Annotated in this window: 21 protein-coding genes and 1 pseudogene; 8 read left to right on the top strand and 14 right to left on the bottom strand. The window is 73.2% G+C overall.

Translation table 11 applies throughout. The features are described from left to right. Positions 1 to 67: 67 nt before the first annotated feature. The 3 genes from AMK29_RS22505 to AMK29_RS22495 all read right to left on the bottom strand — a co-directional run bounded on the left by AMK29_RS22505 (position 68) and on the right by AMK29_RS22495 (position 1,630). Positions 68 to 517 carry a DUF6098 family protein gene (locus AMK29_RS22505; RefSeq protein WP_073815732.1) on the bottom strand — a complete coding sequence of 150 codons (450 nt, stop codon included), beginning with the start codon at positions 515 to 517 and terminating at the stop codon, positions 68 to 70. Positions 518 to 536: 19 nt separating this feature from the next. Then, positions 537 to 758 carry a DUF5133 domain-containing protein gene (locus AMK29_RS22500; RefSeq protein WP_073815729.1) on the bottom strand — a complete coding sequence of 74 codons (222 nt, stop codon included), beginning with the start codon at positions 756 to 758 and terminating at the stop codon, positions 537 to 539. Between the two features lie 221 nt (positions 759 to 979). Further along, positions 980 to 1,630 (bottom strand): carbonic anhydrase, encoded by a 651-nt coding sequence (locus AMK29_RS22495; RefSeq protein WP_073815727.1) that lies wholly within the window; start codon positions 1,628 to 1,630, stop codon positions 980 to 982. Positions 1,631 to 1,828: 198 nt separating this feature from the next. Between AMK29_RS22495 and AMK29_RS22490 the strand changes: the two genes are divergently transcribed. Together AMK29_RS22490 and AMK29_RS22485 are read left to right on the top strand one after the other, a co-directional pair. Continuing rightward, positions 1,829 to 2,722 (top strand): DUF2382 domain-containing protein, encoded by an 894-nt coding sequence (locus tag AMK29_RS22490; protein ID WP_073815725.1) that lies wholly within the window; start codon positions 1,829 to 1,831, stop codon positions 2,720 to 2,722. Positions 2,723 to 2,966: 244 nt separating this feature from the next. Beyond that, a complete protein-coding gene (locus AMK29_RS22485) occupies positions 2,967 to 4,238 on the top strand; it encodes a preprotein translocase subunit SecY (protein WP_073815723.1) in 1,272 nt (423 codons plus the stop codon). A gap of 27 nt (positions 4,239 to 4,265) precedes the next feature. Here AMK29_RS22485 and AMK29_RS22480 read toward each other — a convergent pair whose 3' ends face one another. Together AMK29_RS22480 and AMK29_RS22475 are read right to left on the bottom strand one after the other, a co-directional pair. Further along, complete coding sequence (locus AMK29_RS22480; protein ID WP_073815718.1) at positions 4,266 to 5,645, bottom strand: cytochrome P450; 1,380 nt, start codon at positions 5,643 to 5,645, stop codon at positions 4,266 to 4,268. Between the two features lie 221 nt (positions 5,646 to 5,866). Further along, a complete protein-coding gene (locus tag AMK29_RS22475; RefSeq protein WP_073815716.1) occupies positions 5,867 to 6,238 on the bottom strand; it encodes an ArsR/SmtB family transcription factor in 372 nt (123 codons plus the stop codon). Between the two features lie 96 nt (positions 6,239 to 6,334). On the opposite strand from AMK29_RS22475, the gene AMK29_RS22470 reads away from it, so the two are divergent. Further along, positions 6,335 to 8,410, top strand: coding sequence for a heavy metal translocating P-type ATPase (locus AMK29_RS22470; RefSeq protein WP_073815714.1), 2,076 nt, complete (start codon positions 6,335 to 6,337; stop codon positions 8,408 to 8,410). An 83-nt stretch (positions 8,411 to 8,493) separates the two neighbouring features. On the opposite strand, the gene AMK29_RS22465 is transcribed toward AMK29_RS22470, so the two are convergent. Together AMK29_RS22465 and AMK29_RS22460 are read right to left on the bottom strand one after the other, a co-directional pair. Continuing rightward, on the bottom strand, positions 8,494 to 9,192 hold the full coding sequence (locus tag AMK29_RS22465; RefSeq protein WP_073815712.1) for a type 1 glutamine amidotransferase domain-containing protein: 699 nt from the start codon (positions 9,190 to 9,192) through the stop codon (positions 8,494 to 8,496). Between the two features lie 262 nt (positions 9,193 to 9,454). Continuing rightward, positions 9,455 to 11,242, bottom strand: a complete 1,788-nt coding sequence (locus AMK29_RS22460; RefSeq protein WP_073815709.1) for an NlpC/P60 family protein — start codon at positions 11,240 to 11,242, stop codon at positions 9,455 to 9,457. A 138-nt stretch (positions 11,243 to 11,380) separates the two neighbouring features. Here AMK29_RS22460 and AMK29_RS22455 point away from each other — a divergent pair, with 138 nt between their 5' ends. Then, positions 11,381 to 12,148 (top strand): SDR family NAD(P)-dependent oxidoreductase, encoded by a 768-nt coding sequence (locus AMK29_RS22455; RefSeq protein ID WP_073815707.1) that lies wholly within the window; start codon positions 11,381 to 11,383, stop codon positions 12,146 to 12,148. A gap of 143 nt (positions 12,149 to 12,291) precedes the next feature. Next, complete coding sequence (locus tag AMK29_RS22450; RefSeq protein WP_073815705.1) at positions 12,292 to 12,591, top strand: DUF1876 domain-containing protein; 300 nt, start codon at positions 12,292 to 12,294, stop codon at positions 12,589 to 12,591. A 450-nt stretch (positions 12,592 to 13,041) separates the two neighbouring features. Here the strand turns inward: AMK29_RS22450 and AMK29_RS22445 are convergent. After that, positions 13,042 to 13,647, bottom strand: a pseudogene (locus tag AMK29_RS22445) (CBS domain-containing protein); the annotation flags it as partial. 212 nt (positions 13,648 to 13,859) lie between these two features. Between AMK29_RS22445 and AMK29_RS22440 the strand changes: the two are divergent. Beyond that, a complete protein-coding gene (locus AMK29_RS22440; protein ID WP_073815702.1) occupies positions 13,860 to 15,173 on the top strand; it encodes a YncE family protein in 1,314 nt (437 codons plus the stop codon). Between the two features lie 62 nt (positions 15,174 to 15,235). Here the strand turns inward: AMK29_RS22440 and AMK29_RS22435 are convergent, their stop codons facing one another. Continuing rightward, positions 15,236 to 17,302, bottom strand: a complete 2,067-nt coding sequence (locus AMK29_RS22435; RefSeq protein ID WP_073815700.1) for a galactose-binding domain-containing protein — start codon at positions 17,300 to 17,302, stop codon at positions 15,236 to 15,238. A 146-nt stretch (positions 17,303 to 17,448) separates the two neighbouring features. Continuing rightward, a complete protein-coding gene (locus AMK29_RS22430; RefSeq protein WP_073815697.1) occupies positions 17,449 to 18,042 on the bottom strand; it encodes a TetR/AcrR family transcriptional regulator in 594 nt (197 codons plus the stop codon). Positions 18,043 to 18,234: 192 nt separating this feature from the next. On the opposite strand from AMK29_RS22430, the gene AMK29_RS22425 reads away from it, so the two are divergent. Further along, positions 18,235 to 19,689, top strand: a complete 1,455-nt coding sequence (locus AMK29_RS22425) for a DMT family transporter (protein ID WP_073815695.1) — start codon at positions 18,235 to 18,237, stop codon at positions 19,687 to 19,689. Between the two features lie 154 nt (positions 19,690 to 19,843). Here the strand turns inward: AMK29_RS22425 and AMK29_RS22420 are convergent, their stop codons facing one another. The 3 genes from AMK29_RS22420 to AMK29_RS22410 form a co-directional block, all read right to left on the bottom strand. After that, the gene (locus AMK29_RS22420; RefSeq protein WP_073815693.1) at positions 19,844 to 20,419 is read right to left on the bottom strand and encodes a 3'-5' exonuclease; all 576 of its coding nucleotides are present in this window, start codon (positions 20,417 to 20,419) and stop codon (positions 19,844 to 19,846) included. 81 nt (positions 20,420 to 20,500) lie between these two features. Further along, entirely contained in the window at positions 20,501 to 21,196 is a 696-nt protein-coding gene (locus AMK29_RS22415) for a GntR family transcriptional regulator (protein ID WP_073815691.1), read from the bottom strand. 67 nt (positions 21,197 to 21,263) lie between these two features. Then, a complete protein-coding gene (locus AMK29_RS22410; protein WP_073815689.1) occupies positions 21,264 to 22,487 on the bottom strand; it encodes a CaiB/BaiF CoA transferase family protein in 1,224 nt (407 codons plus the stop codon). Between the two features lie 136 nt (positions 22,488 to 22,623). Between AMK29_RS22410 and AMK29_RS22405 the strand changes: the two genes are divergently transcribed. Beyond that, complete coding sequence (locus AMK29_RS22405) at positions 22,624 to 23,814, top strand: acyl-CoA dehydrogenase family protein (protein WP_073815687.1); 1,191 nt, start codon at positions 22,624 to 22,626, stop codon at positions 23,812 to 23,814. A 79-nt stretch (positions 23,815 to 23,893) separates the two neighbouring features. On the opposite strand, the gene AMK29_RS22400 is transcribed toward AMK29_RS22405, so the two are convergent. Next, the gene (locus tag AMK29_RS22400; RefSeq protein WP_073815684.1) at positions 23,894 to 24,397 is read right to left on the bottom strand and encodes an FBP domain-containing protein; all 504 of its coding nucleotides are present in this window, start codon (positions 24,395 to 24,397) and stop codon (positions 23,894 to 23,896) included. Positions 24,398 to 24,475 lie beyond the last annotated feature (78 nt).

The following is a 24,475-nucleotide window of genomic DNA, read 5'->3' as shown; positions in this document are numbered from 1 at the left end:
GGGACCGGCGTCGGAGGGGGCCGGGCGAGCACCGCCCGCGCGTGTGGCCGCGAGGGCCCCGGAGGCGTCAGCGCCTGCCGCTGCGGTCCAGCGGGCCCCAGTGGCCGGGTTGGCGTTCCACGAGGTCGACGGCTTCGGTGATGACGTCGTCACCGACCCAGGCGAGCGGCTCCACGTCCACGACGAGCGGCTCGTTGTCCGGGCCCCGGCCCACCTCGCTGCCTCGCAGCACCCAGGGCCGGGTGCGCGGGTCCTTCAGCCGGGGGAGGTGGCAGTAGTCGTAGAGGCGTCGGGCGATCCACAGGCCGGGCGGGCGCTGCCCCCACCAGTCCTCGACCCCCAGCGCGCTCGCCGACAGGCCCGGCAGGCGGACGCCGGTCAGGTCGTCGGCGCTGAAGGCGCTCTCGAGGTCCGGATCGGGGCCACGCGACCAGCGCACATAGAGGTCCTGACGATCGGCCACCGTCCGGGTGAGATCGTCCAGGCTGGTGAGGACGGGAAGAGGGGTGCTGCTCATGGTCCGGCGGGCGCTTCGATCAGCCGGTCAGCACGAAACGGCTCTCGGCGCTCGTGCGGGACAGCTGACGGCGGGCGGCGGCCAGCGCGGCGTCGATGTCGCGGGTGCCGGTGGTCACGCACAGGGTGTACGTGACGTCTTCCAGTCGCCGGCGTGCGCGGTCGGAACCGTCCTCGGCGCGCAGCAGCGTCTCGTACCGTTCGACGAGGTCCCGCAGCACCGTGGGGTGGGCCATCAGCATCAGCGTTCTCCTTGCTCCCAACTGGGGACACGCGTCCCGGGGTGCCGTGTGCCCCAGGGAGCCCGGTGATATGCACGCGCCCCGGATGTCGCCCCCGGATCTCCCCGTCGGATTCCACCGTTCAGCCCGACGGGAGGCGCGGGTGAGCCCGCCGCGGCTCACCCGGGTGAGCCGCGGCGGATGTCCTGCTGTCGGGAGGGTCGCTCCGGTGGCCGCCGGTGTCACCGGGGCGAGGGCGCGTCGCTCTCCTCGTCCGCTCCGGTGATGTCGCCACGGGAGGTCACGAGGCGGGCGCTGCCCTCGGCGAGCTGGTAGCCGAGACCGACCACGGCGACCTCCCCGGCCTCGACCTGCTGCGACAGCAGACGGGAGCGGTCGAGGAGCAGGTCCACCGTGTGCCGGATGTGCTCGTCGATGATGTCGCTGTCGCCGGTCAGACCGGCCGCCCGGGCGGCGAGGATGCTCGGGGTGACGCGCTCGACGACGTCACGGACGAAGCCGCCGGCGGAGAAGCCGTCCTCCACCGCCGCGCGGGCGGCCGCGACGGCCCCGCAGGAGTCGTGTCCGAGGACGACGACGAGCCGGGCGCCGAGCACGCTGGTGGCGTACTCGACGCTCCCCAGGACCTCGGACCCGACCACGTGGCCGGCGGTACGTACGACGAAGAGGTCCCCGAGGCCCTGGTCGAAGATGATCTCGGCGGCCAGTCGCGAGTCGGAGCATCCGAGGACGACGGCGAACGGGTCCTGACCGGGGGCCAGCTCGGTGCGGCGGGCGGCGTCCTGGTTCGGATGCTCGACCGCGCCCGCTACGAAGCGCTTGTTGCCGGAGAGGAGGGCGTCGAAGGCGGTGTGAGGTGCAGTTCTGGGCATGGTCGCAGCCTATGATCCGGCCTCGCTCCGTGCCCTGCCGGGGGGCTGTTGACGCGCGTGGACCTCAATCCGGACCCCGGGGCGGGTGTTGCCTGCTCAACCGGTTATGAATCAACGAAATGCTTTTGGATATGCGTGTTTTCATCCCATTGGGGTGGTAAGTCGCGCGGTGACCGCGACAGAATCAGGAGGGCCATCATGATCGCCCAGGAACAGATCCCCGCGGTGGTGGACCACCCGGTCCACGACGCCCAGGGCAAGAAGATCGGCGATGCCAAGCACATCTACGTCGACGACGTCACCGGTCGCCCCGAATGGGTCACCGTCAAGACCGGGCTGTTCGGCACCAGCGAGTCGTTCGTACCGATCAAGGACGCGTCCATGGTCGACGACCACCTGGAGGTCCCGTACCCCAAGGAACGGATCAAGGACGCCCCCCACGTCGACGTGGACGGCGGCGGTCATCTGTCCGTCACGGAGGAACGGCGCCTGTACGAGCACTACGGCATCGCATGGGACGACGCCTGGCAGCGGGCGAACCAGCCCGGTGACGGCGGTTGGGCGCACGGCGCGGCGGGCACCGCCCAGCGAGGCGGCGGCGATCGCGCCCGCGGCCTGAGCGACACGAGCGGCCTCGCCGACCGCGGCACGGCGCGCACGGGCGACGACGCGATGACCCGCTCCGAGGAGGAGCTGCACGTCGGCACCGAACAGGTGGAGACGGGCCGCATCAGGCTGCGCAAGTACGTCGTCACCGAGGAGGTCCAGCAGACCATCCCGGTGCGCCACGAGGAAGTCCGCGTCGAGCGCGAGCCCATCACCGAGGCTAACCGGGACCAGGCCATGACCGGACCCGAGATCTCCGAGGCCGAGCACGAGGTCACCCTCCACGAGGAGCGCGCCGTCGTCGAGACCAGGGCCGTCCCCGTCGAGCGGGTGAGCCTGCGGACGGACGAGGTCGTGGACGAGGAGACCGTCACCGGCCAGGTCCGTAAGGAGCGGATCGACGTCGAGGCCGACACGGTCGACGACGCCGACGTGACCGGCGACCGCTCCGAGCGGCGCGGCCGGACCGACGAGGGCCGCACCTGACCCTCCGACCGGACGAGACCGTCCCGAGGAACGCGTGAGCCCGGAGGGGCGACGGCCACCAGGCCGCTGCCCCTCCGGGCCGTCGCGCCGTCCGGGGCCGGTCGCGTCGGAATCCCTTCTCGCGACGGCGCGAGTCGCGAGGCGCTTGCCCCATAAGGGAGTTGACTGCGTGTCCAACAAGAGGGAGCGTTCGGTGGGGTGACCATCCGGCCCCGGTGACGGTGGGACGGACGGGGGGTCGGTCATGCTCGTACGAGCGCTGCGCGTGCCCGCGCTGCGGAGGCGACTGCTGTGGACGGTGCTCGCCGTCGTGCTCTTCCGGCTGGGGCAGACCCTGCCCCTGCCGGGCGTACGCGGCGGGGCGGCGGACGAGACAGCCGCGGGCGACGGGGGAGGGGGCCCGCTCCACGGCCTCGTCGAGTTGCTGACCGGCGGTGGGCTGGGGCAGCTCTCGGTGTTCGCCTTCGGGATCGTCCCCGTCGTCGCCGCCCGCCTCGTCATGGAGGTCGTCGCTCCGCTGGTCCCGCGCATGGGGGCGCTGCGGGCGGCCGGCGAGGAGGGCGCCGCCGTGATCGCGCGCGGCACCCGGTGGACGGCCGTCCTCCTGGCCGCCGCGTTCGCCGTGGTGGTGGCGGTCGCGGTGACCGACGGCGGATGCGTCCCGCTCACCGGCGTCTGCGCCCCGGACGACTCGTCCCTGCTCCACGCCGAAGCGCACGGCCCGCTCGTGCCGGTCGTGCTGGCGGCCTGCATGACGGCGGGGACGGCGGTGGTCGTGCTGTTGGGCGGGCTGATCACGGCCCGGGGCGTCGGTGAGGGGTTCTCCGTCCTCTTTCTCGCCCAGATCGCCGCGGTCGTCCCGGACCAGGTGCTGAACGCCGCGCGGGAGACCGGAGGCACGCGGGGCGTCGTCCTCGTCCTTCTCGTCGCCCTCGCCCTCGTGGTCATGGTGGCGGTCGTCGTCATGGTGCAGCAGGGGGAGCGGCGGATTCCGGTGCAGCAGGCCCGGCGGATGGCCGGCCGCCGCCTGTTCGGCCCGACGCCGACGTACGTGCCGGTCAGGGGCGGACAGGGCGGCCTCGGCGTGATGGTGACCGCGTCGCTGCTGCTCCTGGTGCCCGCCCCACTGGGACCGTGGCCGCTGCCCGCGTACCTCCTGGTCGTCTTCGCGCACGCGTGGCTCCGGGCGGGCATCGAGCCGGGCGCCGCCGAACTCGCGGACCGCTTGAAGCAGTCGGGCCTCTTCGTCCCCGGCATCCGCCCGGGCCGGCAGACCGCCGAGTACATCGGCTACGTCCGGCTGCGGATCGGACTGGCCGCCGCGCTCTGCATGACGGCCGTGGCCCTCGTCCCCGTCGTCACGCTCATGGTGTTCGACGGGCCGGCCGGGCGGTACGCCCTCGGCGTGACGACTCTGCTGATCACCGCGAGCGCCGCCCTGGGCACCGTACTGCCGGCGGCGAAGCAGATGGAGTCCCTGGCGGTGCTCCATCGGTACGAGCAGTCCCCCCGCTGACGGCCCTGCCCGTTCGGGCAGCGCCGGTCAGGGTCGCCCCTCGGTGGAGCGGGCGGCCGCTCCGGGCGTCGCGGCGCGTGGCCGTACCCGCATGTGCAGGTCGCGGAGTTCGAGCGTCACCGCCGCGGCGAGACGCCCTCGGTGCTCCGACATGTGCTCCAGGCGCCATCGGGAGGCGATGGTCGCGAGGGCGAGGGTGGCCTCGATCATGCTGAACGAGTCCCCGATGCATTTGCGGGCGCCCGCGGCGAAGGGCAGGAAGGCGTGACGCGGCGGCTGGGCGAGCGTGGTGGCCCAGCGGTCCGGGGCGAAGGTCTCGGGATCGTGGTGGAGGTCGGGCCGGTGGTGGATGAGGTAAGGGCTGTACGCGACGCTGGTCCCGGCCGGCAGCAGGTATCCGCCGAGGTGCGTGTCGACGGTCACCACCCGGGTGAAGAACCAGCCCGGCGGGCGCAGCCGGAGGGTTTCGGTGATGACGCGCTCGGTCAGCGCCAGACGCGGCAGGTCGGCGTAGGTGGCCGGCGCGCCGTCCAGGACGGCGTCGACCTCGGCGTGCACCCCCTGCTCGACGCCGGGGTGACGGGCCAGCAGGTCGAGCGCCGAGGACAGCGTGGCGGCGGTGCTCTCGATGCCGGCCAGGATGAAGGAGACGATCGTGTCGCTGATCTCGGCGCCGGTCATACCGGGGCCCTCGTCCTCGGGGTCGTGGGCCGCCACCAGGGCCGAGAGCAGGTCACCGTAGTCGGCGCCGTCGGCGCGGCGCCGCGCGATGACGCGCTCGACGGTGTCGTGGAGGCGGGCGCGGGCGGCGAGGTGGGCGCGATTGCCGGGGGTGGGCAGACGGTCGAGCGGCGGGATCAGGAACATGCGCTGATACAGGCTCTTGACCACGGTGGTGACGTCGTCGACGAGCCGGCCGTGCGCGGTCGAGGGCAGGGTGTCGGAGAACAGGGTGGCGGTGATGATCCTGGAGCTGGTCGCCATCATCTCGGCGGGCACATCGATGATCTGGCCGGGACTCCAGGAGTCGGTCGTCTCCCGTACGCACGCGGTCATGGCCCGTGCGTAGTCCGGGAGCCGGGCCTGGTGGAAGGCGGGCTGGGACAGCCGCCGCAGCCGGCGATGCGCCTGGTGCGGGCAGGAGACCACGCCGACGCCGATCACTTCCCGCAGGCGGTCGTAGAGCGGGCCGCCCTTGTCGAAGACGCGGTCGTCCAGCAGGGCGCGCCGGGTCAGTTCCGGATCGCAGATCACGACGACGCTGAGGGGGCCGAGCCGGATGCGGACGAGTTCGCCGTGGGCGGGCAGCGAGTTCAGGAACGCCAGCGGGTCCCGCAGCAGCGGCACGACGTGCCCGACCAGGGGGAGCGCGCGGGGAGCGGTGGGGATCGACGCGAAGTCCTTCATGGCCTGCTCCGGCTCCTCTTGACGGTCCGTCGGTCGACGCTCCTGCCTGAGAGTCCACCCGCCACGCGTCGTGTCTAGCGCAGCCTCACGGCCTCACCCGCGTACGGCCCGGAAAGGGGCAGGTCAGCGGCCGTCACCCGGATCGCTGTCAGGTTGACGACCCGTGGCCTCGTCGCTTGGGCCCCCGGGTGCTCGCCGGCCGGGCTGGGCCGACCGTCGTGTCAACGCGTCCCGGCCGCCGTGTCGGTCATGCCGAGGCGCAGGTGTTCCACGTGGTAGAGGGCCTGGTCGAGGAGGCCGGCGACGTGGTCGTCGTGGAGGGCGTAGACGACGGAACGGCCCTCGCGGGTGCCGGTGACGAGGCCGAGGTTGCGCAACAGGCGCAGCTGATGGGAGCACGCCGACTGCTCCATGCCGACGGCGTCCGCGAGCTCCGTCGCCGCACAGGGTCCCTCGCGCAGGCGCGCCAGGATCAGGAGCCTCGACGGGGTGGACAGCGCCTGGAGCGTGGTGGCGACCTGCTGCGCGTTCTCGGGGGTCAGGCGGGTGCGCGGTCCCGCGCTGCTGTCCGGTGCGTTCACTCCATGGCCCATGGCAGCATCCTACGGAAATGAACACATGAATGGATGTTCAAGTGTTCCTGTACGGTGAGGCTGTACCGCTCCTCCCGTGAAGGGACTCCCTTTGTCATGGCCTCCACGCTGACCCAGCCCGCACCCCCGTCCGCCGACACGGTGGACGTACGGCGGCGCACCCGCGTCCTGGCGCTGCCGGAGGCCCGCTGGGCCCTGGCCGCCCTGCTGCTGTTCCTGGCCGGCCTCCCCCTGGCCCTTCTCGGCGCCCCGGCGTGGACGTGGGGTCCGCTCTTCGCCGCCACCTATCTCACCGGCGGCTGGGAGCCCGCGTGGGAGGGCCTGAAGGCGCTGCGGGACAAGACCCTGGACGTGGACCTGCTGATGGTGGTCGCCGCCCTCGGCGCGGCCGCCATCGGGCAGGTCCTCGACGGGGCGCTGCTGATCGTGATCTTCGCGACCTCCGGGGCCCTGGAAGCGGTGGCGACCGCCCGGACCGAGGACTCGGTACGCGGCCTGCTCGACCTCGCCCCGGCCACCGCCACCCGGCTCCTGGCCGACGACGCCGAGGAGAGCGTGCCGACCGCGGACCTGGTGGTCGGGGACGTCATCGTGATCCGCCCCGGTGAGCGCGTCGGCGCCGACGGCCGCGTCCTGGCGGGGGCGAGCGAGGTCGACCAGGCCACCATCACCGGCGAGCCCCTGCCCGTGGTCAAGGAGCCCGGTGACGAGGTCTTCGCGGGCACCCTCAACGGCACGGGCGTGCTGCGGGTCGGGGTCGGGCGGGACGCCTCGGACTCGGTGATCGCCCGGATCGTACGGATGGTCGAGGAAGCCTCCGCGACCAAGGCGCCCACGCAGCTGTTCATCGAGAAGATCGAGCAGCGGTACTCCCTCGGCATGGTCGCGGCCACCCTGGCCGTCTTCCTGGTCCCCCTGGCGTTCGACGCCGGACTGAACGACTCCCTGCTCCGGGCCATGACCTTCATGATCGTCGCCTCGCCGTGCGCCGTGGTCCTGGCCACCATGCCCCCACTGCTCTCGGCCCTCGCGAACGCCGGCCGGCACGGGGTACTGGTGAAGTCCGCCGTGGTGATGGAGCGCCTGGGACAGATCGACGCGGTGGCCCTCGACAAGACGGGCACGCTGACCGAGGGCACACCACGCGTCACCGCCGTCCGTCTCCTGTCCGGCGAGGACGGGTCCGAGTCGGCGACGAGCGGGCGGGAGGAGGCGGTCGGAGCCGACGGGAAGGGCGGGACCGCCACGTCCGGCCTGGACGCGGACGGGCTCCTTGCACTCGCGGCCGCCGCCGAACACCCCAGCGAGCACCCGCTGGCCCGCGCGGTCGTCCTCGCCGCCCACGCCCGCGGTCACCGGCTCGCGCCGGCCGAGGACTTCGTCTCCACGCCCGGCGTCGGTGTCACCGCCACCGTCGGCGGCCGAACCGTCCGGGTCGGCGCCCCCGCCCGGCTCCTGCACGGCGCCGAGGACGCGCTCTCCACCCGAGCCGCCGACGTGGCGGCCGGCCTCGAGGCCGACGGACACACGGCCGTACTCGTCACGGTGGACGGAGCGCCGGCCGGCGTCCTTGGCATCGAGGACCGGCTCCGCCCGGACGCCACCGCCACCGTCGCGGCCCTGACCGACCTGACCGGCACCGCACCGACGCTGCTCACCGGCGACAACCCCCGTGCCGCCGCCCGCCTGGCCGCCGCCGTCGGCATCTCCGACGTCCGCGCCGGTCTCCTGCCACAGGACAAGGTCGCCGCCGTCCAGGACCAGGAGCGGGCGGGACGCAGGGTCATGGTGATCGGCGACGGCGTCAACGACGCGCCCGCCCTGGCCGCCGCCCACATCGGCATCGCCATGGGCCGCGCGGGCTCCGACCTCGCCCTGGAGACCGCCGACGCGGTGATCGTCCGGGACGAACTCGCCACCGTCCCCACCGTCGTCGCGCTCTCCCGCCGCGCCCGCGCCCTGGTCGTGCAGAACCTCGTCATCGCGGGCGCCTTCATCACGGTCCTGGTGCTCTGGGACCTCCTGGGCAGCCTGCCGCTGCCCCTCGGCGTCCTCGGCCACGAGGGCTCCACCGTCCTCGTGGGGCTCAACGGGCTGCGCCTGCTCCGCGAATCCGCCTGGCGCCGCGCCGCCGCCGGCGCCGTCGACCGGCCCGCCGTACGCGCGGGGTGAGCCTCGCGGGCGGACGACGCCGGTCGGCCGCCGGCCCAGGCGCAGGGACCGCCGCCGTCACGCGACCCGCGAGGTCGCGCCCGTCAGCCGCCCAGGGTCTTGAGGACCTCGGCGGCGAGCGGAGCCGAGGACGCGGGGTTCTGGCCGGTGATGAGGTTGCGGTCGACGACCACGTTCGGCACCCACGGCTCGCCCACCTGGACGTCCACACCGGCCTCGCCGAGGCGGTTCTCCAGGAGCCACTTCGCCTTGTCGGCGAATCCCGCCTGCGTCTCCTCGTCGTTGGTGAAGGCGGCGACCCGATAGCCGGCGAAGGCGTTCGCGCCGCCGTCGTCCGTGGCGGCCAGGAGCGCCGCCGGACCGTGGCAGACGACGGCCAGCGGCCTGCCGGAGCGCAAGGCGGCGACCAGCAGCCTGCCGGAGGTCGCGTCGGTGGCGAGGTCCTCCATGGGGCCGTGGCCGCCCGGGTAGAACACGGCGGCGTACTCGGCCGGGTCGACGTCCTCGAGCCGGAGCGGGTGCCGGAGCGCGGTCATCGAGTCGAGCGTGGCGGCCACCTTGTCGGCGCCCTCCTGCCCGCCGTTGACCTCGGGGGCGAGGCTGCCCCTGTCGACGGTGGGGACGACACCGCCGGGCGTGGCGACGACGACCTCGTACCCGGCGCCGGTGAACGCCTCGTACGGAGCGGCGGCCTCCTCGGCCCAGAAGCCGGTCGGGTGCTTCGTACCGTCCGCGAGGGTCCAGTGGTCGGCGCCGGTCATCACGAAAAGGATCTTGGGCATGTCGGTTCTCCCGGGAGGTACGGGGCCAGGGTCCGGCCCGAGGGCGTGATCGCACGGCCGGGGCCCCGGCCGGGACCGCCGGTGTGGCGATGTCCCCGAACGTAGTCCCGTCCCGGAGAGCTTTCCAACGCGCCATCCCGTGCGGGGGCGTTCCCCGCGGCGCGGACACGGACGCCGGGCCGGGCCCGACCGTCCCGGGCCCGACCGTCCCGTGTCCGCGCCGCGGGGAGCGCGTGGGCCCGGCGGGGTGCCGGGCCGTGCGTCAGATCCGGTGGACGGTGTGCAGCTTCGTGGCGTACGTGCCCGTGCCGTCCAGGGTGGAGGAGCCCGCCAGGTCCGACATGGTGGGCCCGTTGCCGGTCTTGCGGCTGGAGAGGAAGCGGCGCCTGCCGTTCGTGTCCTTGCCGAGGTAGATGCCGACGTGGTCGACCGTGACCGTCGTGCTGTCGTCACCCGAGTCGGCGTTGAAGAGGACGAGGTCGCCCGGCTGCAGCTGTGCCGCGGCCGGCGGGGTGCCGCCGGCCGTCCGGTCGACGCGGACACCCGGCGCGTGGTCCACCATGTCGCGGGACTTGCGCGGCAGCCGTGTCCCGGAGGTGTCGGAGCCGGCGGCCAGCGGCACCTTGTGGTGGTAGCCGAACACCATGCGCGTGTAGCCGGAGCAGTCCAGGTTGCCGACCTGCTTGCTGGACGGGCCGGTGTACGTGCCGTCCGGGAAGGTCCAGCCGAGGTTCATGTACTCGTGGAAGTCGGCGCCCTCGTAGCGGTTGCCCTGCGGGTCGAGGTAGCCGTAGCCGGCCTGGCCCAGGACCTGCTTGCCCGCGGCGGTGCCCGCGCCCGCGTTCACCGCCGGCGCGCCCGGCAGGAACATGGCCGCGTAGGCGAGCACGTCGGGGGCGGTCGAACCGGCCCAGGCACGGATCTGGGCCTCGACGGCGGGGGTCCAGGTGCCGTCGAACGGCTGGTCCAGGACGCGCACCCAGTCGCTGTGGGTGACCGTCGGCGGGGCCTCCCAGGTCGCGTCGGTGACCTCGAAACGGCTGACGGTCAGCTTGACCGGCAGGTTGGTGCAGCCGTCGTTGGCGAGGGCGCGCAGGCCCACCCGGCCCTTGGTGAAGGTGGCGTCGTCGGTCTCGGTGGTCCAGGCGGCGGGCTCGGCGGTGGCCGTGCGCCAGGCCTTGACCTGGATCCTGGTGCCCTCGCGGCGGACCCTTATGGTCCAGTTCGTGCCCGCGGGGACGCCCGTGGCCAGGGAGACGGCGGGAGCCAGCTGCGTGACGGCGTCGGCGACCTCCTTCTCGACGCGGAGCTCGACGGCCCCGGTGGTGGTGAAGGACAGCCGGGCCCGGTAGTTGTTGTGCGAGTCCTGGTAGCCGAAGGACAGGGCGTACGAGCACGCCTGACCGGTGGGCACCTTGTCGAACCCGGCGACCGCGCGCACGTCGACATCGGTGATCTCACCGTCGCGGATGCTGGCGTGGCGGCTCGCGTAGTCGGTGGTGAGGCTGATGACGCCGGCGCCGGGGGTCACCGAGAAGTCGGTGGCGGAGCCGCCGAGCGTGGTCCACCCGCCGCCGCCGGGGGCGGTGCCCCAGTACACCCGGTCGGCCTCGGGGAGCGCCGGGTCCGGCAGGGTGCGCTGGAAGTCGTCGGCGAAGAGCCGCTTGTCCTCGGTGAAGGTGCGCTCGGGGCCGGGGAGGACCACGGTGCGGGCGCCGTGCGTCAGGAGCGCGACGCGCTTGCCGCCGGAGGTCACCTCGGTACGGGCCGGGGTGCCGGGCAGTACGCCGGTGGTGAGGGCGCCGAGCGTCACGGGACCGAACCAGTCGGCGCCGAGACGCGCGACGGTCACGGCGGATCTGGGACCGCCGAGCCCGGTCACGGGGGCGGTGGGGGGCGCCACGGCCGGCGCGGCGGCCGGAGCACCCGCCTGCGCGGCGCGCGCGGGGGTGGCGGTCAGGGACGCGAGGGGAACCGCCGCCGCGGTGGCGGTGAGGGCGGTGAGCAGGCTGCGCCGGGAGGTGCCGGCGACGCGGGGTGTATCGATCATGACAGACATCATCCGGACGCCCCGGCGGCGCCGGTCACCAGGGTGCCCGTCACTTCACGGACCCAGCCCCCGGGTCCGGCGTTCCGGCTGGTGGCGGGCAGAATGCCCGGCGGTACGTACCCGACCGGAAGGCATCCCATGAACCTGCCCGCATCGGGCCGTCGCGTCCTCGTCAGTGGTGCATCGCGCGGTCTCGGGCGGGCCGTCGCCCGGGCGTTCGCGGCCAACGGCGACCGGGTCGCCGTCCACTTCGGCTCGCGCGCCGACGAGGCCCGCGCCACCCTGGACTCTCTCGACGGCACGGGCCACACCCTGGTCGGCGGCGACCTCGCGGACCCGGCGGGAGCCGTGGCCGTGGTCGGCGCGGCGGCCGAGGCGCTCGGGGGGATCGACGTACTGGTCAACAACGCGGCGGTGAACCTCCGCCACCCCCTCGCCGAGACACCGTACGAGGAGTGGGTGGAGGTCTGGCAGCGGCACGTGTCCGTGAACCTGCTCGCCACGGCGAACCTCAGCCATCTCGCGGCCCGGCGGATGATCGACCAGGGTTCGGGTGGCCGGATCGTCAACATCGGCTCCCGGGGTGCCTTCCGCGGCGAGCCCGACCACCCGGCCTACGGGGCGACCAAAGCCGCCGTCCACGCGCTGGGGCAGTCGCTCGCGGTCTCCCTCGCCCCGTACGGGATCGCCGTCGCCTCGGTGGCGCCCGGCTTCTTCGCCACGGAGCGCGTCGCGCCCCGACTGGAGGGGCCCGAGGGCGCCGCGATCCTCGGCCAGAGCCCCTTCGGCCGGGTGGCCGAGCCCGCCGAGATCGCGGCCGCGGTGCTGTGGCTGGCCTCTCCCGCCGCCGAGTGGTCGTCCGGTGCGATCCTCGACCTCAACGGGGCCTCACACCTGCGGAGTTGACATGGTCCGACGGCGTGGTGGCGTCACGGGCGCAGGTCGGAGGCCGGTGCGCGTGCGTCCCGGCCTCCGGGGATGGATCCTGGAGGGAGAGGAACGGGGCCGTGCCGAGGTTCCGCGCGGCCCGGCGTGCGAGGAGGCAGGCCATGACCCGCAACCTGGAGTGGACGGTCGGCGTGGAACTGGTCGAGGAGGGCGGCAGGACCAAGGCCGAGGCCCGGCTGACCACCGGGAACTCGACCCTCACGGGCCACGGCTCCGCCCGGTGCAACCCGGCGGACGTGGACGTGCCGGCGATCGGCGACGAGCTCGCCGCGAGCCGGGCGATGAAGGACCTGGCCGGCAAGCTGATGCGGGAGGCCAACCGCGAGATGGAGGCGGTGGGCGCGGGAACCGTACCCCAGCACACCGGCCCCGGATACGGCTGGCCGGAGGCGGTCTCCTGAGGGACCGCCGTCCGCGGCGAGGCTGGGAGGCGGTTTCCTGACGGGACCGCCGCCCGCGGCGAGGGCCCGGCGAGGCGTCGACGACCCGCCGGGCCCTGCTCCCGCCGGGGTGGCCGGCGCGGGGGCCGCCACGCCCACGCGAGCGTGGGTTCGGGGCTTCGGCTCGTACGCGGGCGACCGTCGTCGCCACGTCACGCCCACGCGAGCGCGGGTTCAGAGTCTCGGTCCGCACGAGGGCGGCCGTCAGGCCTCGCCCCGCCCACGCGGCGCGTGTCAGGACCTCGGCCCGTCCAGCCCCGGTCCGTCGAACCGTCCCGGGTCCGCGGCCCCGGCCGCTTCCGCCGTGTCCGGCGACGGCGGAACCGCCGTGACCGCCTCCGCTCCGTCCGCCGACGACCGCGCCCCCTCCACTCCCTCCGGGGGCGACGGAACCGCCTCCACCCCCTCCGGCGCCACCGGAGCCGTCTCGGCCGCCTCGTACGTCAGGCGGTCCTCGACCTCCACCACCCCGTCCACCGTCTCGCACAGCCGGACGATGATCGGGCCGAGCCCGGGCCGGTCCAGCGTGCCGCTGAGCGTCACCCGGCCCTCGTCGACGTCGATGTGCACGGCGGAGGGGGAGAGGCGCAGGATGCGGACGACGACGTCCTCGCGGATCTCCTCCTGGATCGAGCGGTCCCTGCGCAGGAAAAGCTGGAGCAGATCGCTCCGGCTCAGCACCCCGATGAGCCGCCCGTCCGCGTCGACCACCGGCAGCCGCTTGACCCGGTGCCGCTCCATGAGGCGGGCGGCCTCGACCGCCGTCCATGAGGGCCGGGCCGTCACCACGGGGCTCGACATCATCGCGTCGGCCGTGCTCGGGCCGTCCTTCGCCGTGTGCCGCCGCAGGAGGTCCGCCTCGGAGACCACGCCGACGGGCCGGTTCTCCTCGTCGACCACGGGGACCGCGGTGATGCCGTACTCGTCGAGGAGCCGCGCGATCTCCTTGAACGACGTCCCGGGCTGCACCGCCACCGCGGTCGGCGTCATCAGGTCGGCGACACTGCGGTGCCTCATCGTCCGTTCCGTCCCTTCTGGGTTCCGGATTCCATGATCTCCCACCCGAGGCCGTGACGGGGCACGGGGGAGAGGTGGGGACGGGCGGATTCCGGGTCGGGCCGGGTGTGAAAACGGGGTGGGAGAAGGACTTGCGGGTCTTGTCATGTACATGGTTACTTCGGGTAAGTCACGCCTCACGTCACTCCTTCGAGCCGGAAGAAGGACCCCGAATGCCCTCTCCCCGTACGTCGAGCCACCGCGCGCCGGACACCCGGCCGCGCCGCACCCGCCCCCACCGCCCCGGCCGACGCCTCACCGCGGCCGTGGCGGTCGCCCTCGCCCTCGTCGCCGGCGTCGGCGGCACGGGTGCGGCCGCGCCCGAGGGGCCGGCGCCCGCCGGGCTCCGCGAGGCGATGTTCGTCGGCAACAACTGGGACGGAACGGCCGACGTCATCGCCGCCCAGGGCGACTTCCGCCGCATCGGCCGCCTGAACGTGATCCCCGACAAGGAGCAGCGCCTCCGGGAGATCTACCTCAACCCCGTCAAACTCGCCTTCTTCCTCGGCGTCCGCAACGGACCGGGGGAGGGTCACGACCAGTTCGTCGACGACATGTACGCGACCCCCGACGGCTCTGCCATGGTCGTCTCCCGGCCCAGCTTCGCCGACGTCGTCTCCCTCGACCTGCGCACCGGACGCATCAACTGGCGCTTCCCCGTGGCCGGATACCGCGCCGACCACATGGCCGTCTCGCCGGACGGCACCCGCGTCGCGGTCTCCGCCTCCACGGCGAACACGGTCCACGTCCTCGACATCACGACCGGCCGCGAACTCGGCTCCTTCGCGACGGGCGACAAGCCGCACGAGAACGTCTTCACCTCCGACGGCCTCCTGTGGAACATGTCCATCGGCGAGGTCACCACCGCCCTCGACGCGCCCTGGCTCGACTGGACCAAGGGCGACCGCCGCATCACCGTGGTCGACGCCCACACCTTCCGGACCGTCCGCGTCATCGACATGCGCGGGCGACTCGACGCCTTCGGGCGCGGCGACCTCTCCGACGCCGTCCGCCCGCTCGTGTTCACGCCGGACGAGACGAAGCTCTACTTCCAGGTCTCCTTCCTCAACGGCTTCCTGGAGTACGACATCGCCACGGACCGCATCACCCGTCTCAAAGCCCTCCCCGGCAACCCGGCGACCGATCCCGACCGCACCACCTGGGTCAACGACTCGCGCCATCACGGCCTCTCGATGAGTCCCGACGGCAGCAAGATCTGCGTCGCCGGGACGATGGACGACTACGCCACGGTGGTCGACCGCGCCACGCTCCAGGAGGGCCCGCTCGTCGAGGCGTCCAAGCCGTACTGGGCGACCGTCAGCGGCGACGGGCGGTCCTGTGTCGTCTCCGAGAGCGGGGCCGACCGGGTGACCGCGATCGACTTCGCCACCGGTCGGCGCGTCGCCTCCGTGGACGTCGGCGACCATCCCCAGCGGGTCCGGCTGGCCCGTATCCCCGCCGACTGGACCGGCGTGGACGGCGGTTGAGCGACGACGGCGGGGCCGCCCGGACCGGCTCGCGATCCGGACGGCCCCGCCCGCGTCCGCCCTCAGCCCCTGTGGACGGCGACCTCGTGGAGCGAGTAGCCCCACTGCGTCGCCCGCCGTTCGCCGTGGATCCGGACGTAGCGCGCCGACGTCGACGGGAACTCCGCCGTGTCGTACCCGCCGTCCCCTGCGGTCGTGGACCACACCGTCCGCCAGTCCGTGCCGTTCTCGGACACCTCGATCCGGTACTGACGCGCGTACGCCCGCTCCCAGTCGAGCGTGACCCGGCCGACCCGGCGGACGGCCCCGAGGTCCACGCCCAACCACTGGTCGTCCGACCAGTTGCTCGCCCAGCGCGTGCCGACATCGCCGTCGACGGCGCGGCCCGGTACGTAGCTCGTGAACGGGTTCCACTCCGAGGAACTGGCCGAAGCCGGCGCGCCCGCCGCCAGATTCACGCCCGGCTCGTGGTCCTCGGTCGCCTTCCAGGTGCCCAGATACGACTCCGCGCCACCGGCCAGCTCGTCCACGATCCCCGGGCCGCCGGCCGTGAGCCGGATCTGCTCGATCCAGTCCGGCACCAGGCCCTGGTGCGCGGCACCGTCGGTGTTCAGGTCCCAGGTGCGCTCGCCCGTCACCTGACGATCGAGCACGGACCCTCCGTCGACGCTGCGGAACGGGTACCTGACCGCGTTCGGCGCGCCCGTGCCGACCGGACCCGGCCAGCCGCCGACGCCGTTCATGTCGGTGCCGTACCCCAGACCGACCCCGTACTTCTCGCGCAGCGCGGCCTTCTGGCCCGCCTCCCCGATGAAGCCCTCGGCGCCGTGCATGTACTGGGCGACGAACCCGCCCAGGCGGTAGAGCCGCTCCGTCCAGTCCAGGTCCATCCAGCTGTGGCTGGACAGGACACCCGGGTACTCCTCGGACTCCAGGATGTCGAGCGCCCGCCCGGCCGCCTTCACGCTCATGTGGTCGAGCTCCAGCATCATCCCGCGGTCCATCATGCCCCGCAGCGCGTACTCGCCGAGCCTGCTCAGCCCGCGGGTGTTGCACCGGGCGTCGGAGGCGTACGAGGGGACGCTGACGCCGGGCGGCAGCTTGGAGGCCATCACCGGGGCGGCCGCGAGACCGATCGGGTTGTCGTGCTGAGGGCCCGCGCACTTCTCCGTGGCCCAGAACGTGCCCGTGGACAAGAACTGGCCGATGTTGACAGCGGTGCCGATGGCCCCGGAGTCGAAGCGGACGCCGCACAGCGCGTTGTCGAACTTGTGGCAGAGGAACATGCTGCGGACCCCGAGCCCGTACAGCTCGTCCAGGCCGCGGTCGATGTCCTCCTTGTCGCACTGGGCCACGTCGAGGATCTGCTTGCAGCCGAACGGCTCCGAGGTCTCCACGCCCAGGACGACCGCGAGCTTGCCCTGCTCGACCACCGAGCGGGCCTGCGCGGCGGAGGTGACGATCCGGAACCAGCCCTTGCCGGGGCCGCCGTACATCCCGTCGACGTAGTCCTGGAGCTCGTACGTCTTACGGGCCTGGAGGCGGATCGACGTCATCTCGTCGCAGCTCCGGTCCCGGGGCAGGATCGAGCAGATCAGGCCGTTCGTCACCAGGTCGTTGACGAGGACGCGTTGCCCGCCGCGCCAGGCGCGCTCCACCCACGCGTAGTAGTTCTGCTGGTGCGTCAGCGAGTCGTGGGCGGGCCAGTCCCTGAACGTCGGCCAGCCGACCGGGTCGTGATGGCCGTCGGAGCCGCCGGTGATGTTCTCGAACAGCGCGCCCGAACCGTCGGGATAGTGCTCGGGACAGTCCTTGAGCGCTTCGGCGGCGCCGCCCGCCGCGAAGGTCCGGCCACAGATCAGACGGCCGCCGAAGCCCTCGTCGGACATGAGGTGGTTGTGCGCGTCGACGAAGCCGCGCACCTTCCCCTGCGCGTCCGTTCCCGTGAACGGCGCGCCCGTGACGTTGATCCGCGAGTCGGTCGCGGGCCGGGCGGTGGGCTCCCACCACGAGCCGGCGGCGTCCGCCGCGGGCACGGGACCGGAGCCGAAGAGGACGGCGGCCAGGGCGAGGAACAGCGCCAGGAGAGCGGATCGGCCGCCCGTCCCGCGCGAGTGGGGTCGAGTCATGGTCAGCGATGCCTCCGGTCGGTGGGGGTGTACCGGGCGCCCCGAGGATCGCGGTGTCGACGGACCGAGTCAAGAGTCCGGGACGGATGACCTGGTGAAGGACGGAGGACGGTCGACCCGCCGGGAGCCGGGGCCCGCCCGGGCCGTCACCCCTCGATCATGACGAGCAGCTGATCAGCCGTCAGGTCGAGCTGCTCCGCCGCGGACTTGTCGTCGCCGAGGACGAGGAACTGCAGGGTGAGGCCGTCGATCACCGCCGCCAGGTACCGGGCGATCGTCTCGACCGGCATCCTCGGCTCCAGACCCCGCATCGCGTGGACCTGCTCGATCAGAGAAGCGGACACGACGACGTACTGCTCGTACTGGGCACGCGCCAGATGCTCGAACCCGGGCTCCCGCAGGGCGTACTGGGTGAGGTCGTACGTCAGCATGTGCTCACCGGGATGGGCCGTGACATGGTCCCAGTACGTCTGGAGCGCCCCCCGGACGGTCGCCCTCAGCGTGGCGCCCGGCTCGACCGCCGACATCACCCGCGTCACGTAGTTTCCGGTGATCGCCTCGATCGCGGCCTCCAGGAGCGCCTGCTTGGACTCGAAGCAGTAGTGGAAGACGCTCAGCGACACCCCGGCCTCTGCACAGATCGACCGGGTCGTGGTCCGTGCGACACCGTCCCGTGTCATCGCCCTGATCGCCGCCTCGACCAGCTGCCTGCGTCGTTCGGCCGACGGCATCCGCCCCATGGTTCCTCCTCGCGTCCGGCGCCAGGGTAGGCGAGAGGCACGGCCGGTGTAACGGCGGGCGCCGCACGGGGCAGGTCCGGGGCGCCCCCGGACCAGCTGTGACGACGGGCGGGTCCCGGGGCGCCCCAGGGCCAGCGGTGACGACCGGCGATAATGAGACACCCGTTCCCTCCTGCCTTCCGAAGAGCGCCCGTGACCGACAGCACCACCATCTCGCCCCCGTCCACCCGGGCCGCGACGCGCGCCGAGCGCCGCCGTCTCGTCGAGTCGGTCGGGGCGCACCGGCGCCTCTCGGCGGGACGGCGGTCCTTCGAACTCGCCGACCTGCGGCGGCTGAACCGCGAAGCCGGCCGGCGGGCCCGCGCCGAGGCGCGGCGCGGCAAGGCCCTCCAGCGCATCCACGAGAAGCAGACCACGCGGGAACGGTCACTCACCGCCAAGCTGAACGGCCTGGACGGCAAGCGCGCCGCCAAGGAGCGCCAGGCGCTCGCCGTACTGCGCCGCGAGTCGATCGAACGGTCGCTGCGCGGTACGCGCCTGACCACGAGCCAGGTGAACGGCATCGGCGGCGGGCTCGTCCGCGACCTCGCCGCCCAGGGGATCACCACGGCCGCCGACTTCCGGCGGGTCAGCTGGGGCAAGGCCCCCAGCGGTCGTGGGGGCGAGGTGCTGTACATCCACCGCACGCAGGGACGCAAGGTCCACATCAACGGCATCGGGGAGCATCGCGGCCGGCCGCTGATGGAGTGGCGGCGGGCCGCCGTCGCGCGGGCGGAGGCACGCGCGCCCCAGGAGCTTCCCGCCGACGAGCGGCACCGCGTCGAGGAGATCATCGAGAACGAGCGGATCCGCCTCCGGGACGAGCTGGCCGAGGTGCCGAAGGACGCCGAGGCCGCGCGCGCCGAGGTGGAGCAGCTCCACGCGGAACACCTGGCGACGCTGGCCGCGCGCGAGCGGGACGCGCTGGAGGAGGCGTCGCTGCGGAGGGCCGAGTTCGACGAGACGGCGGACCGGCTGCTCACGCTGCGGGCCGAGTTGGCCGCCCACGTCGAGCTCCATGGTGACCTGGGGCTCCGCGAACGCCGAGCGCGCTCGCGCGCCCTCCGCCCCGTACCGGCCGCCCTCCCGGCGATCCCGGCTCAGCGCTCACGGCGCCACACACCGGAAGGAACGGGCGCTCACGCCGAGCCGGGGGATTCCGGCGCCGCTCCTGGCACCTCCGGCGCTGCTCAGGCCGCTCCCGCCGCGTCCGGCGTTCCGGAGGGTGCCGGTGTGCGGGCGGGGCTCGGTTGGCTGGTGCCCGTCGCCTTCTTCGGCATGACGACCGTCTTCGGCGCGGGAGAGACGGACGACAGCCCGCTGTGGTTCGCGGTCTCGGCCCGGCTGGTGGCCCTCGCCGTGGTTGCCGGCCTGCTGTGGCTGTGGATCCCGCGCCGGAGGTGGCGCACCGCGAGGCCGATGCCGGCGGGCACCGGGTGGCTGGTCTCGGGCGTGTTCCTGGGGCTCGTCGCCGCGAGCATGTTCACCGACGGCGCGGAACGGGACGGCGGCGCTCCCTGGGCCCTGGCCGTGGTGGCGGTGCTGCTCGTCCTGGCCGGCGTGGGCCTGCGTTCGAGCCGGGGAAGGAACGATTCCGCGTCCGACTGATCGTCCGACTGATCGTCCGGCGGATTCCGGGGCCGCGCCGGGTGCTCAGGGGGACGCCGGCGGAACTGCGCCGTCCGACCAGGCGGCGTCCGACCGCCCCGCGGCCCCGTGCGCGTCCGACCGCCCCTTACGCGTGCGGTGCGCCGCCGCCCCCTTACGCGTACGGCCGCGTCGCTTCCGGCCACGCGCCGCGTCCCGCGAGCCGCAGGACGAGCGCCGCGATGTTCCAGGCGTCGTCCTCGCCCCGGTGGTGACGTCCTTCGAGCGGCAGCCCCGCGCATTCCAGGGCGCGCGCCATGCCCGGCCGCTTCGGAAGGCCGTACGCGTCGGTGAAGACGGCCTTGGCGTTGGTGTGGTGTCGCCCGAAGGGGTACGCGGTGCCGGTCGCCCGGCACTGCCGGGTGAACTGGTGCCGGTCGTAGTCGCCCCAGCTGGCCCAGGGCCGCGCACCCGCCGCGTACGTGGTGGCGAGCAGCCGGCAGGCGGCGGCGAAGTCCAGGCCGGTGTCGACCTGCGCCTGGGTGAGCCCGGTCAGCTCGGTGCAGAACGCGCTGACGCGCGAGCGGGCCGGGCGGACCAGGATCCCGTGCCGGGACACCCGCTCGCCCGCGTCGAGGTCGACCACCGTCAGTCCGATCTCGATGATCTCGCTGACGGCGCCCGGCGGCCGCTCGCCCTCCCAGCAGGTCGCCTCGACGTCGACGATGTTGATCAGACCCCCGTGTCCCATGCCCGGGAGCCTAGGCGCCGAGCCGTGACCCCGGCATCCGATTTTGCCGGTGGGGCCCGTCGACTCAGTCTCTCCGCCGCCTCAGTCTCGGCCGGCTCGGTCCTCGATGCCCCGGTCCAGGTCCAGGACCTCGCGCAGTGCCGCCACCGCGTGCGCACGGTGTTCGTCGAGCCAGCGGACCGTGGCCTCCTCGTCGCCGTGACGGAGCGCGGAGATCACCGCGCGGTGCTCGCGCACCGCCTGCTTCCGGTGCGGTCCCTCGGTGTAGTAGAGCGAGCGGTACGCGTCGGTGGAGTCCCACAGGGTGGCGATGAGGCGGACCAGGCGCGGCATGCCCGAGGCCTCGATCAGGGTGAAGTGGAAGAGCCGGTTCGCCGCCGCCATCCCCGGCACGTCACCCTCGTCGGCGGCCCGCTCCACCTCCCGTTGGATGCGTTCGAGGGTGCCGACCGTACCCTCCGGCATCCGCCGGACGGCCATGCGCACGGCCTCGGTCTCCAGGAGCTCCCGGATCCGGTAGATCTCCTCCAGGTCGTCGAGCGACAGCTCCGCGACGAAGTACCCCCGGTGTATGTGATGGACGACCAGGCCCTCGGCCTCCAGGGCCTTCAGGGCCTCGCGCAGCGGCACCCGGCTCACCTCGAACCGGGCCGCGAGGGCGTCCTGGCGGATCTGGCCACCGGGCCTGAGCTCCCCGGTGGTGATCGCGCGCCGCAGCTCCTCGAGGACGAACTGCTGGGCGGTCTGCGGCCGCCTCTTCCGCACCGCGCTGCTCATCGCCTGTGACCTTCCGTTCCCTCGCGTCGCCCACCCGCGCATTCCTGCGCCGGTGCCGACCATCTTCCTATGCGCGTCGGTGCGCCGCTGAGCCCCTGTGGACGGGCCGTCCCAGCTCCGCCAGCAGACCGTCCGTGTGTTCGCCCAGGCGCGGGGGAGCGGAGCGGTAGGCGGGCGGGGTCGCGCCGAGCCGGATCGGGTGGGCCACCTGACCGGGGCCCGCCGCGGACTCCGGGACCTTTGGCGCGAGCCCCAGCCGGTCGGCGAGGTCGAAGGCGGCGGCGAGGTCGTTGATGGGCCCGCACGGCACGCCCGCCGCGGTGAGTTCCTCGAACCAGCTGTCGGCGGTACGGGAGCCGAGCGGCCCGGCGAGTGCCTCGACCAGCTCCTCCCGGTGCGCGACCCGGGCCGTGTTGGTGGCGAACCGGGGGTCCGCGCCGAGTTCCGGCAGTCCCAGCCGCTCGCAGAGCGCTCCGAACTGCCGGTCGTTGCCCACGGCGAGGACCAGCGGCCGGTCCTGGGCCTCGAACACCTCGTACGGGGCGATGCTCGGGTGCCTGTTGCCCATCGCGCGCGGTACGACCCCGGCCCCGAGGTGGGCGGCCGCCTGGTTGGTGAGCGCCGAGAGGAGCGAGGAGAGGAGGGAGACCTCGACCCGCTGGCCCTCGCCGGTGCGCTCCCGGTGGCGGAGGGCGGCGAGGACGCCGAGCCCCGCGTGGAGCCCGGTGATGACGTCGACCAGCGCGACCCCGGCCTTCGTCCCCTGGCCGCCCGGTTCGCCCGTCACGCTCATGAGGCCGCCCATGGCCTGGACGAGCAGGTCGTAGCCGGGCAGCCGGGCGCCCTCGGCGGTGCCGAACCCGGTCACGGAGCAGTAGACGAGCCCGGGGTTGGTCGCCCGTACGTCCTCGTAGGCGAGGCCGAGCTTCTCCATGGTGCCGGGGCGGAAGTTCTCCACCAGGACGTCCGCGCGGTCCACGATCGCGCGCGCCGCCGCCAGGTCCTCGGGGTCCGTGAGGTCGAGGGCGACGGAGCGCTTGTTCCGGTTCACCCCGAGGAAGTACGTGGCCTCCCCGTCGGCGAACGGGGGTCCCCACGCGCGCGTGTCGTCGCCCGAGCCCGGACGCTCGATCTTGATGACGTCGGCGCCCAGGTCGGCGAGGAGCATCGTCATGTACGGCCCGGCGAGCACCCGGCCGAAGTCGGCGACGACGATCCCGGAGAGGGCGCCGCCGTCCGGCGTCCCCGGCGCCTCGGGCGATCCAGGAGGCCCCGGCTGATCTGCGCGCATTCCGCTCTCCCTCGCTGGCGATCGGATCCAGTCGGACCGTACGGGCCAGATATGGGATTTTCAATACTGGATCCAATATCCGATCTGACGCTACGCTTCGGCACGCCGAGTCGCCACAGCCGCCAGGAGGCCGTCCGTGAAGTCGCCGCAGTCCAGCTCCGCTCCCGTCCACCCCTTCGACCTGCTCGCCGTCGACGGACTGCTGACCGACGAGGAGCGTGAGATCCGCAGCACCGTGCGCGCCGTCGCCGACCGCGAACTGCGCCCACAGATCGCCGAGTGGTTCGAGAAGGGCGAGATCCCCGCCCGCGAGCTCGCCCGCACCCTCGGCTCCCTCGGAGTGCTCGGCATGCACCTGGAGGGTTACGGCTGCGCGGGCACCGACTCCGTCGCGTACGGCCTCGCGTGTCTGGAACTGGAGGCCGTCGACTCGGGCCTGCGCTCCCTCGTCTCCGTGCAGGGCTCCCTCGCCATGTACGCGATCTGGAAGTACGGCTCCGAGGAGCAGAAGCAGCGGTGGCTGCCGAAGATGGCGGCCGGCGAGTACATCGGCTGCTTCGGCCTCACCGAGCCCGACGCCGGTTCTGACCCGGGCGCCATGCGGACGAATGCCAAGCGCGACGGCTCCGACTGGATCCTCAACGGCACCAAGATGTGGATCACCAACGGATCCGTGGCCGATGTCGCGGTCGTGTGGGCCCGCACCGAGGACGGCGTGCGCGGATTCCTCGTCCCGGCCGGCACCCCCGGCTTCAGCGCCCCGGAGATCAAGCGCAAGCTCTCCCTGCGGGCGAGCGTCACCAGCGAACTGGTCCTGGAGGACGTACGCCTCCCGGCCGACGCGATGCTGCCGGACGCCCGTGGCCTCTCCGGTCCCCTCGGCTGCCTCAACGAAGCCCGCTTCGGCATCGTCTTCGGCGCCCTCGGGGCGGCCCGGGACTGCCTGGAGACGGCCATCTCGTACGCCCGTGAGCGGATCGTCTTCGACCGTTCCCTCGCCTCGTACCAGCTGACGCAGCAGAAGCTCGCCGACATGTCCGTCGAACTCGGCAAGGGCATGCTGCTCGCCCTCCACCTGGGGCGGCTCAAGGACGCGGGCGCGCTCACCCCCGAGCAGGTCAGCGTCGGCAAGCTGAACAACGTCCGCGAGGCCATCGCCATCGCCCGGGAGTGCCGCACCATCCTCGGCGCCAACGGCGTCACCCTGGAGTACCCGGTGCTGCGCCACGCCAACAACCTGGAGTCGGTGCTCACCTACGAGGGCACCAGCGAGGTCCACTCCCTGGTCATCGGCAAGGCGCTTACCGGCGAGCAGGCCTTCCGCTGAGCAGGCCGGTCCGCTGAAGGGGCCGGCCAGCTGAGCCGGCCGGTCCGCCGAAGTGGCCCAGCCGACCCGCCCCGCGCGCTCAGCCCGCCGTCACCCGGTCGACGAACGCGTCCAGGTTGCCCGTCAGACGGGCGACCTGCTCGTCGAGCGTCAGCGACTCCTCATGGCGCCGGCCGCGCAGCTTCGGCAGCCGCTTCCCCCGGACGTACAGGGAGCAGGCCAGGTCGGCGCAGAGGTAGATGCCGACCGTGTTCCCCTCGCGACCACGGCTGCCCGCGAGGGGCGCCACGAGAAGCGTGACGCCCGAGGAGGCGTGACCGGTCAGGCAGACCTGGCACATGCTCGACTTCACGGCACTGGTCCGGCCGGCGGCCGGCACGCGCAGGGTCACCCCGACCGGCCCGTCCGCGCGGGGGACGACCAGGTGCGCGCGCAGCGGCGCGCCCGGGTCGACCCAGCCCAGGAAGTCCAGGTCCCCCCAGGGGATTTCGGCGAAGTCGAGGGGCAGCTTCAGACGTGCCGCCTCACCCTTCGTGCAGTTCACGAAGGACGAACGGATCTGTTTGTCGGTCAGAGGTTCCACTCGGTGGACCGTACACGGACCCTCGCGCGCGGGCATCCCGATTAATGCGCGGGAACCCACCCGACGCCGGACCGGAGG

It is taken from the genome of Streptomyces sp. CB02261 (assembly GCF_001905665.1).
In the GTDB taxonomy this organism is placed as follows: domain Bacteria; phylum Actinomycetota; class Actinomycetes; order Streptomycetales; family Streptomycetaceae; genus Streptomyces.
The sequence above is the reverse complement of the archived record's forward strand: the minus strand, read 5'-3'. Positions and strand labels throughout refer to the sequence as shown.

Bases quoted from the DNA above. Each gene is read 5' to 3' on its own strand.
- AMK29_RS22505 (WP_073815732.1), bottom strand. From the start codon at position 517: ATGAGCAGCACCCCTCTTCCCGTCCTCACCAGCCTGGACGATCTCACC.
- AMK29_RS22500 (WP_073815729.1), bottom strand. From the start codon at position 758: ATGCTGATGGCCCACCCCACGGTGCTGCGGGACCTCGTCGAACGGTAC.
- AMK29_RS22495 (WP_073815727.1), bottom strand. From the start codon at position 1,630: ATGCCCAGAACTGCACCTCACACCGCCTTCGACGCCCTCCTCTCCGGC.
- AMK29_RS22490 (WP_073815725.1), top strand. From the start codon at position 1,829: ATGATCGCCCAGGAACAGATCCCCGCGGTGGTGGACCACCCGGTCCAC.
- AMK29_RS22485 (WP_073815723.1), top strand. From the start codon at position 2,967: ATGCTCGTACGAGCGCTGCGCGTGCCCGCGCTGCGGAGGCGACTGCTG.
- AMK29_RS22480 (WP_073815718.1), bottom strand. From the start codon at position 5,645: ATGAAGGACTTCGCGTCGATCCCCACCGCTCCCCGCGCGCTCCCCCTG.
- AMK29_RS22475 (WP_073815716.1), bottom strand. From the start codon at position 6,238: ATGGGCCATGGAGTGAACGCACCGGACAGCAGCGCGGGACCGCGCACC.
- AMK29_RS22470 (WP_073815714.1), top strand. From the start codon at position 6,335: ATGGCCTCCACGCTGACCCAGCCCGCACCCCCGTCCGCCGACACGGTG.
- AMK29_RS22465 (WP_073815712.1), bottom strand. From the start codon at position 9,192: ATGCCCAAGATCCTTTTCGTGATGACCGGCGCCGACCACTGGACCCTC.
- AMK29_RS22460 (WP_073815709.1), bottom strand. From the start codon at position 11,242: ATGATCGATACACCCCGCGTCGCCGGCACCTCCCGGCGCAGCCTGCTC.
- AMK29_RS22455 (WP_073815707.1), top strand. From the start codon at position 11,381: ATGAACCTGCCCGCATCGGGCCGTCGCGTCCTCGTCAGTGGTGCATCG.
- AMK29_RS22450 (WP_073815705.1), top strand. From the start codon at position 12,292: ATGACCCGCAACCTGGAGTGGACGGTCGGCGTGGAACTGGTCGAGGAG.
- AMK29_RS22440 (WP_073815702.1), top strand. From the start codon at position 13,860: ATGCCCTCTCCCCGTACGTCGAGCCACCGCGCGCCGGACACCCGGCCG.
- AMK29_RS22435 (WP_073815700.1), bottom strand. From the start codon at position 17,302: ATGACTCGACCCCACTCGCGCGGGACGGGCGGCCGATCCGCTCTCCTG.
- AMK29_RS22430 (WP_073815697.1), bottom strand. From the start codon at position 18,042: ATGGGGCGGATGCCGTCGGCCGAACGACGCAGGCAGCTGGTCGAGGCG.
- AMK29_RS22420 (WP_073815693.1), bottom strand. From the start codon at position 20,419: ATGGGACACGGGGGTCTGATCAACATCGTCGACGTCGAGGCGACCTGC.
- AMK29_RS22415 (WP_073815691.1), bottom strand. From the start codon at position 21,196: ATGAGCAGCGCGGTGCGGAAGAGGCGGCCGCAGACCGCCCAGCAGTTC.
- AMK29_RS22410 (WP_073815689.1), bottom strand. From the start codon at position 22,487: ATGCGCGCAGATCAGCCGGGGCCTCCTGGATCGCCCGAGGCGCCGGGG.